Below are 13,544 nucleotides of genomic sequence, written 5' to 3'. Positions count from 1 at the left end.
CCTACAATTTGATATAAGTACACATCCAAATGCTAAACATATTCTTCAATTCCATTTGCAATTTTTTGTACTTTATCTTTTTTCATTATACCCAAGTGACAGCCATCTATATTCTTAACAACTATTTGCGGGTAATAAGGAGACCAACCAAGATCCCATAAATTTGGATCTAATGGCCGCCTGCGTTTTGCTCTAAACAAAAAAATTTCTGCGGAAACATTAGGGAAACTAAAGCTACCACTTGCCGCCGTATGGGCCTGCAATAAAGTTAGCTTACTAAGTTTTGAACGCTCCTGCTCATCGTTCAATATTTTCTTCGGTAGAGATAAAACTAATCTCTTCAAATAAGAAAGACCTTTTTTAAACGGGCCTCGACAACTAAAGTAGTTTGGAATCCGGGAGTCAAACAAGTAAATTCCATGAACACTTCCTCCTTGCGCCTCTTTAATAGAAGCCAGAGCCAAAGCTAATAGTCCCCCAAAAGAATGCCCACCCAAGTAAAAACCTCTTTCAAGGTTTATTGAATTTAACCCCTGAAGATATCGTGACACCAGATATTCAAATTTAGATATATTGGCAAAAGATTTGGCATCCAACCCGTAACGAATTAACTCAATCTCCTCCTCCATATAAATTACATATAATGGGTTTTTTAAATCCAATATATTTGCCAGCTCATTGTATATAATGGTTCCACAAACGAGCACTATGGGTGGAAGATTTGGATCTCCGTCTTTTAACTTGATAACATATTCACGTTTTTTTAATGTGCCATTAGAAACTCTACAAACCAGAGTACTAAAAGATGGATTATCGCAAAAATCTTCAAAGTTCAGCTGCACCCTAAAAAGATCCATAACCTTGGCAATAATGGAAACCGCCGCCAAAGAGTTACCACCAACGTCAAAAAAACGGTCACTTGGACTGACCTTGCTGACCTCATTTACTTCGCACCATATCTTCGCAAGCTCACCAGAATCATCATCCATAGCAGTTTCCACACCGCTGGAATCTGGAAAAATAAGCTCCGCTTCATCAGGCCTTGACCGCCTATCCAGTTTCAAGTTTTTATTTAAAGGAAGTTTCCGCGCATGAAATACTTTACTTGGAATCATGAAATCGCTTAGCGATTCACCGAGAAATATTTTAAATTTTTCGCAATCAAATTTGGAAGCATCTACCAAAACTAAATAGGCAATTAATGTCGTGCCTCCATGCCCTGCAGACTCTCCGACTACCATACAATCATCAACGCAAGAGTAGGAACGAATAAGCCTTTCGACAGCAAGAATTTCTACCCGCATCCCTCTGATTTTCACTTGAAAATCAGACCTTCCGATAAGCTCCAATTCACCATGAGAGTTAATTCTTCCCAAATCCCCGGAATCATATATACGCTCGCTATTTGAGCTGACACGGAACTTTGCTTTAGTTAAGACTTCGTCTTGAAAGTAACATTTCGCCAGGCCTTTACTTTTAAAGTTTACGGAGCCAACCTCACCTTGATTAACTGGCATCCCGTACTCATCCAAGACCAGTACCTCCACTCCACGCATAGCCTTTCCCACTCGCCCCACCCAGGAATCGCCATCTGCGTGGAATGGCAAAAAAGTACCCATGCAATTAATTTCGGTACAGCCATAAAGAATAAACACATCTGCAAAACGGAAAAATTTCGCAGCTTCCGTTAATAGGTCATGTGATACAACATCCCCACCCGATGAGAGGTGGCGAATGCGAGGAAAACCATTTACTATTTTATTTTCACTGCGCAGATGCTTTAACAATAGGCGCAACAAACCAGGTCCGATATGGGCAACAGTTACTCCCTCAAGGCATCTTTCCAAAAAATTCAAATCAAGCGCTTCGTTACGCCGTAATATCCTTACCCGACCGCCAGCGACCAGTGGGATAAGAATTTCAAACAAACTAATACTAAAAGATGGCCTAGCTATTGAAAGAAAAACATCTTCTCGGGAGAAACTGAATTCGTCGAGAGCGGAATATATGTAATATTTTAATGCCTCGTAGGTAGACAATACCCCCTTGCTTGCCCCCGTAGTACCCGAAGTAAAAAACATATGTGATAGGTCACTTAATTCGACCTTTTCTACAACACATATACCATCAAGAAGATTTTCGCTTTGAATTGAAGATGGATAGCTAATTTCAGTGATGATGGAAATGCCAAGACTCTGAAATGCAGCCTGAATATCATCTCTACCAATAACGGCAGAGGGAGCCAATCTCTCAATAATTTCGCACAATGATTTTTCTGGAGCATGAATGTCTAGCGGAACATATACTGCACCAGCCATAAATATAGACAGCATCGCTGTCAGGCTTTCTACACTGTGATCTAATAGCACGACTACAGGCGAAGCCTTTTTTACTCCTGACTTTCTTAGTTTATTCGACAGCTCTGCCGCACTTATCCAGAGCTCCCTGTAACTTATTTTTTTACATGTGTCAGCTACTGCAATCTGACTAGGATTAGACTTTACATTTTCATAAATGGCATCAATAAGGCTATTTCTGTCATTAATGATTGAATAAGAATATACTTCACCCAACATAGCCTACGACACTCCTTGTCAGCTTGATGTTTGAAATCCGCTCGCAATCCCACTACAACAAAAAAATGGCCTTTGTGGCTATCGACATTGCTATCAAGCACTACTGGTCGATGAGGATGGAGAGAAATACCTTTAAGGTACTCCAGTACGATTTCACACGACCAAATACCATGAAACCGTAAAATACGGGCGTCCACTGCCCCCTGCCCAAGCCACGTACCGGAAACAGGTTTAATCTCAATCAAACAAGACAACTGGATGCTACTGTGCTGGCCAATTCTTTATACGACCTAACCCAACACTCAAAATATCCTTGCGTCACACTGCCTTGAGAATTTTTCACTTATACATTCACAGAACGTACCAACACGCCATTCCGAACTCTAACAATTCATTCCAAAACCGTTGGTACGGTTGAAAAAAGCGACATTTTTTTGGCGGCGACTAATAGCTGTGAAATTAGCTATGCACAATATTATGGCGCGCATAGAATTGATCATGTTTAAACCTGTGAACTGTGTCAATACACGCACAAAAATAAACTCGACATTAATTCCGTTTATGTCGCGAAATAAAACAACACTGGCGGACTATTCGTCAGTTTAAAAAAGCGCCATCCTGTAGAAGGAGGTTAAAAATCGCGAACCAAGGGTTAATAACGAAGAAAGGCTGAACATGCTGACCACGGACGTCCACCTGCAGCCACCGCGACGGCGATTTATTTTTTGATGATGCTGGGGCTGGCTTGGAAGGCGCGATTTATGGAGAGAGAGAGGGGATCTGGCACGTGGCAGTTACGGCCGAATTTGGGTTTGCCTTGAGCAAGGGCGACCACCACTGCGCATTTTCCAAAAACCATCGGATCGTTTTTTGAAGGCCGGAGGAGAATGACTCCACCGGCTGGTACCCCAGCTCTTCATTTGATTTGCGCGGGTCGATCGCGTAGCGGCGATCATGGCCGGAGCGATCTTTCACAAATGTGATCAACTCGTCTGCCCTACCCCGACCAACCAATTTTGCATTGGGAAAACGCTGCAAAAATGAGGAGTCATTGGCGAACACGTCGTTCATCAATTTGCAGATCAGTTTCACAATCTCGATATTCGCCCATTCATTGATGCCGCCAAGGTTGTAGCACTCGCCCACGCGACCTTTTTTCAGCACTAACTCAATTCCCCGAGCGTGATCTTCCACGTAAAGCCAGTCGCGGATCTGCTGGCCATCGCCGTAAACCGGGATTGGTTTGTCACTCAGGATATTGGTGATGACCAGCGGAATCAGCTTTTCAGGAAAATGGTAAGGGCCGTAATTATTGGAGCAGTTACTGGTGGTGACGTTCAGTCCATAGGTGTGGTGATAGGCTCGCACCAAGTGATCGGAGGCCGCCTTGCTCGCCGAGTACGGGCTATTGGGAGCATAAGGCGTGGTCTCGCTGAAGGCTGGATCAGCCGGCCCCAGCGTTCCGTACACTTCATCGGTAGAGACGTGGTGGAATCGATGATGTTCTGGATTCCACCCCTGTTCCAGCCAGATTTTTCTGGCCGCCTTTAACAGACTGTGCGTGCCGATAATATTGGTTTCAATAAATGCGTCTGGCCCCAGGATGGAGCGGTCCACGTGGCTCTCGGCGGCAAAGTGCACCACGGTGTCGATGCCGTGCTCGGTGAGCAGTTTTTCTACCATGGGGGTATCGCAGATGTTCCCATGGCAGAAAGTGAAATTCGGGTTTTCAGCGACCGGGGCAAGGCTGGCTTTGTTGCCGGCGTAGGTCAGCGCATCCAGCACAACGATTTTGTCTTGGGGATAGGCCTTCATCCAATAATGGACAAAGTTGGCACCGATAAAGCCGGCTCCGCCGGTAACCAGCAGGTTACTCATTTTTGTGTTTCCGTTTGCCTGGGTTTTCAGTTACGCAGGTATGAAAAATAATTAACTTCTGAGCACCATTCTCAGTACTCGACGCCAGTGACTGAGCTCTACGCCTACTTCTTTGGTCAGGCGAGTTTTATCCAACACACTGTAGGACGGGCGGATTGCCGCGGTTGGGTAGTCGCTGGTGGCAATGGGATTAATTCGCACATGTTTGTCTGGCGATATCAGTCCAGCCGCCCTTCCCTCATCAAAAATGGCAATCGCGAAGTCGTACCAGCTGGCCGTACCGGCGTCAGTGCAATGGTAGATGCCTTTGGCATCGGCGTTTTGCGCCAGTGCAAACAGGCATTTAGCCAGGTTCCCAGCCCAGGTGGGTGTACCGATCTGATCGGTGACAACGCCTAGCTGGTCGCGCTCGCTCATCAAACGAAGCATGGTGTTCACGAAATTGCGACCCGTGCGGTCGTAGACCCAAGCAGTGCGGACGATGATGGCTTCCGGCAGTATGGCTTCGATGGCTTCTTCGCCGCGGGCTTTGCTTTCACCATACACCCCCAATGGATTTCGCCTATCGCCGGGCTGGTACGGGTAGAACTGCTTGCCATCGAATACATAATCTGTGGAGACGTGAATCAGGCGGATGCCGAGTTCGCGGCAGGCGAGCGCCAGGTTTTCCGGCCCTCGGGCGTTTATGGCATACGCCAGATCAACATCGGATTCGGCTTTGTCTACTGCGGTGTATGCGGCGGCATTGATGACGGCGTCGGGTTGCTCCTGTTTGAGGACCGTAAATACTTGCTCTTTATTTGCAATATCCAGAGTGTCGCGGCCATGGGCGATAAGCGAGACATCTGCTGGAGCCTGCTGTTGGAGCTGCTGGCCCAGTTGGCCGCATTTACCGGTAATCAGGATTTTCATTTTTTTTGCCTGTACGGTTTGCCTGCAATCAGATTCCCACGGGTGGTTCAGCCGAACACTGCGGCGTCTTTCAGAAGCTTTCCTTCGGCATCTTTACTGGATAGCTTTGGCGATTCGCCATTGACCAGGGGCCATTCGATGCCGATTTCGGGGTCGTCCCAGCGCAGCGAGTGTTCGTATTCGGGAGCGTAGTAATCGGTGCATTTGTACAGGAACTCGGCGGATTCGCTGGTGACGTAGAAACCGTGGGCAAAGCCCTCGGGTACCCAGAGTTGGCGTTTGTTTTCCGCGCTCAGGAATACCCCCACCCATTGGCCGAAAGTGGCGGAGCTCTTGCGCAGGTCTACCGCTACGTCGAATACTTCCCCGGAGGTGACCCGCACCAGTTTGCCCTGAGTTCTCTCGGTTTGGTAATGCAGGCCGCGGAGAATTCCCTGGCTCGATTTGCTGTGGTTATCTTGCACAAAGGTGTGCTCGGCACATTCCCGATTGAAAAACTCCTGACGGAAGGTTTCCAGGAAGAAGCCGCGTTCGTCACCAAAAACTTTGGGCTCGATAATTTTTACATCGGGAATACTGGTTTTTATTACTTTCATTGGAGCGATTTAGCGGGTGAATCGGTGGTCGCGCTGTGACTCGGTGATCAACTTCATAAGGTATTGGCCATAGCCGCTCTTCATCAATGGTTGAGCCTGCTTTTCCAGCATTTCAGCATCGATAAAACCTTTACGGAACGCGACTTCTTCGGGGCAGGCCACTTTCAGGCCTTGGCGGCGCTCGATGGTCTGTACGAACTGGGCCGCTTCCATCAGGTTGTCGTGGGTGCCGGTATCCAGCCAGGCGGAACCTCGCCCCATCAACTCTACGGTGAGCTGCCCCCTCGCCAGGTACATTCGGTTTAGATCCGTAATTTCCAGCTCGCCCCGCTGGCTGGGCTTGATCTCTCGCGCCAGGTCGCACACCTGATTGTCGTAAAAATAGAGACCAGTAACGGCATAGTTGGATTTGGGCTCAGCCGGCTTTTCTTCAATACTGATCGCTTTACCGGTGCTGTCAAACTCGACTACACCGTAAGCACGCGGGTCGGCCACATGGTAACCAAAGACTGTGGCACCCTCGGTACGCTGACCGGCACTCTTCAGAACTTCGTTGAAACGTTCCGCGTAGTAAATATTGTCTCCCAGTACCAAGGCACTTGGATTATTACCCACATGTTCGCGGCCAATGATAAATGCCTGCGCCAAACCATCGGGTGAGGGCTGTACTGCGTAGGTCAGATTGATTCCCCACTGGCTGCCATCATCCAGCAGCCTCTGGAACAGAGTTTGCTCATCCGGCGTGGTGATAATCAGGATATCCCGAATACCGGCCATCATGAGGGTGGTAAGCGGGTAGTAGATCATGGGTTTGTCGTACACCCCCATGAGCTGCTTGCTTACCCCTTTGGTGAGAGGATAGAGCCGGGTGCCAGAGCCGCCAGCCAGAATAATGCCCTTCCTTGACGTATTCTGAATTTCCATTGAGTGCCCCGATTAAGATTCTGCTTACTTATTGGTTAGATAGCGCATGGCAACTCTGAGGCAATATGTACGTTATCTAAAAATTGCCCCCTAATACGTCCGTGTAACTTTCTTCACCGTGCGCCTGCCATTCATATTAGTTGGCCACACGGGTACAGCAACTCGATTCTCCCGGCGGAATCAAACAGCGCCACGCGGGATGCACCTTTCGCGCCTAACGAAAAAACCCCCGCACCTTTCGGTACGGGGGTTTTTAATTTGGTGGAGCTAAGCGGGATCGAACCGCTGACCTCAACACTGCCAGTGTTGCGCTCTCCCAGCTGAGCTATAGCCCCACAAGTGGGTTGCTTTCGCGGTGCGTTTCCCTCGAAAGCGGGCGCAGTTTAACAGCGCTCAGATCTGTGTCAACAAGAAAAACAACTTTTTAATCAATTAGTTAGAGACTTGTTCGTCACCCCCAAGTAAACCGGCCTTCTCCCGGTCATTGGGCCCCACCCCGTGGTCATCCCGGCGCAGGCCAGGATCCAGTTTGGTGGGTTTCTGGATTCCGGCATTCGCCGGAATGACGAAGGAATGGGCCGGGATCCAGTGTTGTGGAGCTGGATTCCGGCCTGCGCCGGAATGACGAATGGGTGGGCATGCCGTGGCCTTAAAGGCTGGCGTATTCCTTCTCCCAGCGCTTCAGCACCTTCTTGCCGGCGCCGCCCAGTACGTCGATAGCCTGGCGCAGGCGGGCGCGGCTGAGGTCGGGGCCGAGGAGGTCCATGGCATCCATGACCGAGAAGGATGCGGTGGTTCCGCTGATGGCGACGAACAGCGGGGCGTTAAAGTCCTTGAGCTTGATCTCCATCTGGGTGGACAGCTCTTTCATGGCCGCGAAGATGTTGTCTTTGCTCCAGCTGCGCAGGGCTTCCAGGCGCCACAGGGCGAACTGCAGTACGCGCTTCTGCTCTTCCAGCTCCATCTTGCTGCCGTTGGCAAAACTGGCCTCAGTAAGGTCGAGCTTGCCGGCGGCGAGGAAGCTCACCAGCGGCGCGAAGTCGCCGAAGGTTTCCATGCGGCCCTTGGCGTGGGGCAGGACCTTCATCAGGTTGTCGCGGTTCAGCAGCCAGTTCTGCAGGCGGTCGGCCAGCTGTGCGTCTTCCAGCTCGCGAATCCACAGGCCGTTCAGCCAGCTCAGTTTCTCCACGTCGAACACCGGACCACCGAGGGATACCCGCATGATGTCGAAGTGCTCGCGCATCTCATCCAGGGTGAACTTCTCGCTCTCGTCCGGCATGGACCAGCCCATGCGGCCGAGGTAGTTCAGCAGTGCTTCGGGCATAAAGCCGGCGCGCTGGTAATAGAGGATGGAGGTGGGATTCTTGCGCTTGGACAGTTTGGTCTTGTCCGGGTTGCGCAGCAGCGGCAGGTGGCACAGCACCGGCATTTCCCAACCGAAGTATTCGTACAGCAGCTTGTGCTTGGGTGCGGAGTTGATCCACTCCTCGCCGCGCAGTACGTGGGTGATTTCCATCAGGTGGTCGTCCACCACGTTGGCCAGGTGATAAGTGGGCATGCCGTCGGACTTGAGCAGTACCTGGGCGTCTACCTGGGCCCAGTCGATCTCGATGGTGCCGCGCAGCATATCGTCGATCACGCAGGTGCCGGATTCCGGCACGTTCATGCGTACCACGTAGGGTTCACCGGCGGCCTTGCGCTTCTCTACCTCTTCTGCGGGCAGGGCCAGGTCGCTGGGCTTCAGGGTGACGCGACCGGCTTCCTGCAGCTGCGCACGCAGGTGCTCCAGCTCTTCCGCGGTGCGGTAGCAATGGAACGCGTGGCCTTTGGCGACCAGCTCGTCACAGTGCTTTTTATAGATGTCGCCGCGCTCACTCTGGCGATAGGGGCCGTGCGGGCCGCCCACGTCCGGGCCTTCCGCCCAGTCGAGACCCAGCCAGCGCAGGCTGTCGAGGATCGCCTGTTCGGATTCGGGGGTGCTGCGCACCTGGTCGGTATCTTCGATCCGCAGAATGAACTGGCCACCCTGGGCCTGGGCGAAGCACTGGTTAAAGAGTGCGATATAGGCGGTACCTACGTGGGGATCGCCGGTGGGGGACGGTGCAATTCGGGTTCTTACGGTCATGGTTCGCCTGACATGGGTTGATTTCGATCAATTGGCTGATCTTGAGGCGCGGCATTATATCGCCGCGACCGGAGAGCGCCCAGTGGGCCTTAAAAGAGCAATTTGACGCCAGATGAACCTGTATAACTAGCCCGAAGGGGCTAACCGGTCATCGAAAATTAACTTTTTACAAAAAGTCCGTGACTGGCATCACAAAAACCGTATCATCGCCGCAATGTCGAGCGATCTGGGGGAAAAAGCGCCAAATTGCTGCAGTCGACGCCAGTGACTGATCATTAAACGATCGTCTTAGAACAACAAACACTTTCAAGAGTTAGGGAAAAGCTATGAAAAATGCAGTACGCGTTCTTAGTTGTGGGGTGATTTTGGGTCTGGCTAGCGCCGGTACTATCGCTGCAGTAAACCCGATAACCCCTGGACTGACCTCATCTGAAGGGTCAATCCAAATTACCTTGGACGTTGCACAGGGCATCCAGATTCAGGAACTTTCGAATATCCAACTGGATCTCAACGGGCTTGCAGCCGGTAATGATCTGATTGGACGGGATACTTTCTGCGTGGGAGCAGTGGGTTTTAAAAGCTACAGTATCCGGTTTGACAGTGCTACAGCGACCAGCGGTTTCGAGCTTCAGGGCAGTACCGAAAGGCTTCCTTACAATGTTACGTTTACTAGCGATACCGCAGAAAACGCTACCGGCACGGCAACAAACGCCGATGGCACCATAACGACAACCTATTCTCCGAAATCTGGGTATTTGTGTACAAGTGACGCAGCTGATCACAACGCACAAGTTATCGTGACAGTACCTACTGGGGTTTGGGAAGCCGCCGCAGATCCATCTTATTCAGATACTTTGACGGTCACCGTATCTGGCGAATAACAACTGATCGTTTGACCATAAGTATCTGCCGGCGCCAAAACCTATAGCAATGAAGCGCTATTTCGCGGTTGGTTTAAGTGCGTTTACGCTCTGCACACAAAGTCCCTCAGCTTTGTGTGCAGCAGCCGCCTTTACGCTCGAAACTTCTGCGCCCGCCGGTTTTGAAGACCTGACCGAGCCGGAAAGCCTGGTTGCCGATATTTATTTCGGTGGCCGCCCTGTGGGCACGGCCCAGATCAGCGTTGACCTGCATACGGTGCAGTTTTCCCACCCCGAAGCCGTTTTCAAACTGCTGCCGGAAACGCTGCAACCAGACGCTGTATTGTCTGCGCTTAGCGAGGCACAGCCGCGCAACTCCAACAAGGTCTGCCGGCTCAAAAGCCAGCTGGATTGCGGTTATCTGGTTCCGGAATCTGTCGGTCTGATCTACGACGACAGCCGTTTCCGTGTGGATATCTTTATCGCACCCTCGCTGCTGCCCCAGCAATCTGCGATCGCCTCCCCTTATCTTCCCGATGCCACCAGCGAGTTTTCGTTTATCCAGAACCTGACCGGTACCTGGTCTGGTGTGGATTCCAATCTGGGGCCAACGAGCCAGAGTGCTTCGCTGTTCGGCACGTCCATTCTGAGCTTTGGCGAAAGCGGCCTGCACAGCCAGTGGTCCGCCACCGATGAAGGCAATCCGTTTATCCATGAATTGCATTGGACCCGCGATTACCAAGGCAAGGCCTATTCCATCGGCTTGCTGCAGCCGGAAAGTTACTTCAGCAGTTTTATTCCGTCGCCCTATATCTATGGGGTGGAATACCGCAGCTCCAACAACAGCCGCGCCGACAATTTCTACCGCGAAGGCACGCCACTAGAGATCAATATGCCCACCCGTGGGCGGGTTGAAATCCACCGCGACAACCGCTTGATTTACAGCAGTCTCGTCGAAGCCGGCAACCAGCTTCTGGACACCAGCAACCTGCCGGGCGGTGCCTATGAGGTGGAGATACTCACCTTTGATGAAGGCGGCCGGCCGCTGAACCGGTTCACTCAGTTCTTTGCCAAAGATGCGCTGCTTCCCCCCTCGGGCGAGTGGAGCTGGGAGCTGCTGGCGGGCAAGCCCGCCAGCAGCACGGAAGAAGATACCCTTCCCGACCGCGCGGATACCTATTACCTGAAGGGCAGCCTGGCCCGCCGGGTATCGGATAACGCCGGAGTGTTTACCACCGCGGCCTCCACGGATCACGAACAGGTTCTGGAAGTGGGTACGCGCTGGATACAGGAGAATTTCGAACTTTCCCCCAGCGCCATTTATGGCAGCACCGGCAGCCGCGGTTACCGTGTACTGGCACAGCTGCACACGCCGTATTTCGATCTCGGTGCCAGTGAGACCAGAATCACCGGTACCCCGGAGGATTCCGTTGCGGCGGCGCCTTACAGCATCCTGAATCGCGACACCTTCAATCGCAGCCTGACCCTCAGCAGCCAAATGTTTGGTGGCCGCGCCGCCATTCGCCACAGTGAAAGCAACCGGCAGCAATCGCTGGATTCAGCGGGCGTTATCCTGGACGACGATGTTGGCAGCGCCGACAAGCTGACCACATTCGAGTTCCAGCGCAGCATGCTGCGCAGCCGCTTCTGGTACGGCGACTTCAGTTTTTCCCACAGCATTGCCGAGGGCGAACAGCAGCTGACGGCGCTCACCTTCCAGTTCCGGTACCGCGGCGAGCGCTGGAGCAGCGGCAGTACCCTGCGCTACGACCGCGATGAATCCGGCAACGGCGTTGCCCGTGCGGGACTTAACAGCAGCTGGAATGACCGCGACCTGTGGGCGTACGATGTGTCGCAACAGTTTTCTGCGGAAGCGGCGGAGGATGACTACTACCTCGGCAGCCAGACGCGTGTGGCCGGCCGCCGCGGCTACCTCACCTCTACCCTTGCCCACCGCAACAATCGCGATTCGGATTTGCGCACCACCAACTATCTCGGCAGTTTCAGTACCTCGCTGATGACCTCGGGAGACGCGTTTTCCTGGGGCGGTGAACGCACCCTCAACAGTGCGGTAATCGTGGATATCAACGGCTCCGAGGGGCAGGATTTTGAAATTCTGGTAGACGGCACCCGCCGGGGCTATGCGAAAGGCGGCAGCCAGTCGGTTATTAGCCTGCCATCATTCCGCACCTATGAACTCTCGCTGCGCCCGCTTGCCGACGGTTTTTACGACTACCGGGAATCCCGCGAGACCATCACCCTGTATCCCGGCAATGTCGCCACTACCGACTATCAGGTGCAGACGCTGATCGTGGTGCTCGGCCGCCTGGTGAACGGCGATACTCCGCTGCGCAACACACGGATCTCCATTGGCGAATATTCCGCGGTAACCGACGACTATGGCGTGTTCCAGATCGAAATCCACGGTACGCCGCAAACCCTGCGGGTACCACCCGTGCAGTGGGGCGACTGCCGTGTGGATATCCCGGAGCAGTCCGCCGCGGACGACTGGATCAATATCGGTATCGTCGACCTGGCCAAGGCGCAATGCCCGATAAAGGGAGCCAGCTATGCGCGCCAGTAATTTCCGCACGCTTCTCAGAAATTGCCTGTGCGTTCTCGCCCTGGCAGCGGCCGCGCTGATGCCCTGCGCCGCCAGCGCGCAATCCTCCAATCAGGATCCCTGCGGTGATGGCTCCGGCATCATGCCGGTAGCGGACAAGTCTCTGGGCGTTTGCGGTCTCGACGACACCGAGCAGGCGGTGGTTTACGAAGGGGATCTATCGATTCCGTTCAGTATCCGCAGCTGCTGGGCGGACTGGGAGGGCAATGAATGGTCTACCGCGTACTGCAGTAAATCCCGCGATTACACCATGGAGGTTATCGGGCCCGCACAGGGGCAGAAATTCCTGTTGAGCGGACCGAGCGGGAATGTGGCGGTGACGCTGGAATTCCACCATCCATCCACAACCGCGACCACGATTATCCCCGGCCAGGTGACCAGCACGCGTTTTCGTGGTGCCGCCAATGGCCAGCAGACCCCGGTGTATTTTTCGCTGACCCCGGATTCAACGGTGGCCCCGGCGCCGGGTATCTACCGCGGCACACTGCAGCTTTACCTGTACCAGTGCAATCCGTGGGGCGATCCAAACAATCCCTACGACCCGATTATCTGCAAGGGGTCGACGGCGTCGGATAACCGTACCGAGCTGAACCCGCCGCTTACCCTGGATATTGCCCTGGTTGTTGGCTCCAGTATCCGCATCAGCGGGCTTGAGGATATGGTGCTGCAGATGCCCAATCCGCTTGCCGACATTACCGCCGAGCAACATTTCTGTGTGTACACCACGGCAAACTCGGATTTCAGTTTGCGGGCCGACAGCCTGAATGGAAATGGCGAGTTCCTGCTGGGTGGGGTTTCCAGCAGCGACACCATTGCCTATGAAATCAATATCCTGAGTGAAATCCCGCCGAAGAAAAAAGCAAAATTGACGGAAGGTGTATTTACCAAGAAGGACTGGAAGGGGCACGCCTCCCTCGACTGCACCGGCTACAGCGACGAAAACATGCTGTTGGAGCTGACGATTCCTGCGGCCAACCTGGCTAACCCGCAGGATTATCAGTACATGGACACCCTAACGCTTACGGTGGAAATGAACTGACCGACGTCGGA

The 13,544-nt window shown here is 52.7% G+C and carries 9 protein-coding genes and 1 tRNA gene; 3 read left to right on the top strand and 7 right to left on the bottom strand.

Annotated features, from left to right (window positions below; all coding sequences use genetic code 11):
- Positions 1-32: 32 nt before the first annotated feature.
- The 7 genes from R5R33_RS13910 to gltX all read right to left on the bottom strand — a co-directional run bounded on the left by R5R33_RS13910 (position 33) and on the right by gltX (position 9,011).
- Positions 33-2,576 (bottom strand): AMP-binding protein, encoded by a 2,544-nt coding sequence (locus tag R5R33_RS13910; RefSeq protein WP_318953302.1) that lies wholly within the window; start codon positions 2,574-2,576, stop codon positions 33-35.
- A gap of 759 nt (positions 2,577-3,335) precedes the next feature.
- The gene (rfbB, locus tag R5R33_RS13905; protein ID WP_318953301.1) at positions 3,336-4,454 is read right to left on the bottom strand and encodes a dTDP-glucose 4,6-dehydratase; all 1,119 of its coding nucleotides are present in this window, start codon (positions 4,452-4,454) and stop codon (positions 3,336-3,338) included.
- 51 nt (positions 4,455-4,505) lie between these two features.
- Positions 4,506-5,417 carry a dTDP-4-dehydrorhamnose reductase gene (gene rfbD / locus R5R33_RS13900; RefSeq protein ID WP_318955741.1) on the bottom strand — a complete coding sequence of 304 codons (912 nt, stop codon included), beginning with the start codon at positions 5,415-5,417 and terminating at the stop codon, positions 4,506-4,508.
- On the bottom strand, positions 5,414-5,962 hold the full coding sequence (gene rfbC / locus R5R33_RS13895; RefSeq protein ID WP_318953300.1) for a dTDP-4-dehydrorhamnose 3,5-epimerase: 549 nt from the start codon (positions 5,960-5,962) through the stop codon (positions 5,414-5,416). Before rfbC ends, rfbD begins: the two co-directional genes overlap by 4 nt.
- Positions 5,963-5,971: 9 nt before the next feature.
- Positions 5,972-6,886 (bottom strand): glucose-1-phosphate thymidylyltransferase RfbA, encoded by a 915-nt coding sequence (gene rfbA, locus R5R33_RS13890; protein ID WP_318953299.1) that lies wholly within the window; start codon positions 6,884-6,886, stop codon positions 5,972-5,974.
- A 259-nt stretch (positions 6,887-7,145) separates the two neighbouring features.
- Positions 7,146-7,221 (bottom strand) — tRNA-Ala (locus tag R5R33_RS13885).
- A gap of 314 nt (positions 7,222-7,535) precedes the next feature.
- Entirely contained in the window at positions 7,536-9,011 is a 1,476-nt protein-coding gene (gene gltX / locus R5R33_RS13880) for a glutamate--tRNA ligase (protein WP_318953298.1), read from the bottom strand.
- A gap of 326 nt (positions 9,012-9,337) precedes the next feature.
- On the opposite strand from gltX, the gene R5R33_RS13875 reads away from it, so the two are divergent.
- The 3 genes from R5R33_RS13875 (at position 9,338) to R5R33_RS13865 (ending at position 13,533) form a co-directional block, all read left to right on the top strand.
- On the top strand, positions 9,338-9,892 hold the full coding sequence (locus R5R33_RS13875) for a hypothetical protein (RefSeq protein ID WP_318953297.1): 555 nt from the start codon (positions 9,338-9,340) through the stop codon (positions 9,890-9,892).
- Positions 9,893-10,004: 112 nt separating this feature from the next.
- Entirely contained in the window at positions 10,005-12,455 is a 2,451-nt protein-coding gene (locus R5R33_RS13870) for a TcfC E-set like domain-containing protein (RefSeq protein WP_318953296.1), read from the top strand.
- Entirely contained in the window at positions 12,442-13,533 is a 1,092-nt protein-coding gene (locus R5R33_RS13865) for a hypothetical protein (RefSeq protein ID WP_318953295.1), read from the top strand. The genes R5R33_RS13870 and R5R33_RS13865 overlap by 14 nt, the downstream gene beginning before the upstream one ends.
- The last annotated feature ends 11 nt before the right edge of the window (positions 13,534-13,544 follow it).

Origin of the sequence: Microbulbifer pacificus (assembly GCF_033723955.1) — a bacterium.
In the GTDB taxonomy this organism is placed as follows: domain Bacteria; phylum Pseudomonadota; class Gammaproteobacteria; order Pseudomonadales; family Cellvibrionaceae; genus Microbulbifer; species Microbulbifer pacificus.
The sequence above is the reverse complement of the archived record's forward strand: the minus strand, read 5'-3'. Positions and strand labels throughout refer to the sequence as shown.

Excerpts from the sequence above, each read along its gene's own strand:
- R5R33_RS13910 (WP_318953302.1), bottom strand. The coding sequence starts at position 2,576 with ATGTTGGGTGAAGTATATTCTTATTCAATCATTAATGACAGAAATAGC.
- rfbB (WP_318953301.1), bottom strand. The coding sequence starts at position 4,454 with ATGAGTAACCTGCTGGTTACCGGCGGAGCCGGCTTTATCGGTGCCAAC.
- rfbC (WP_318953300.1), bottom strand. The coding sequence starts at position 5,962 with ATGAAAGTAATAAAAACCAGTATTCCCGATGTAAAAATTATCGAGCCC.
- rfbA (WP_318953299.1), bottom strand. The coding sequence starts at position 6,886 with ATGGAAATTCAGAATACGTCAAGGAAGGGCATTATTCTGGCTGGCGGC.
- gltX (WP_318953298.1), bottom strand. The coding sequence starts at position 9,011 with ATGACCGTAAGAACCCGAATTGCACCGTCCCCCACCGGCGATCCCCAC.
- R5R33_RS13875 (WP_318953297.1), top strand. The coding sequence starts at position 9,338 with ATGAAAAATGCAGTACGCGTTCTTAGTTGTGGGGTGATTTTGGGTCTG.
- R5R33_RS13865 (WP_318953295.1), top strand. The coding sequence starts at position 12,442 with ATGCGCGCCAGTAATTTCCGCACGCTTCTCAGAAATTGCCTGTGCGTT.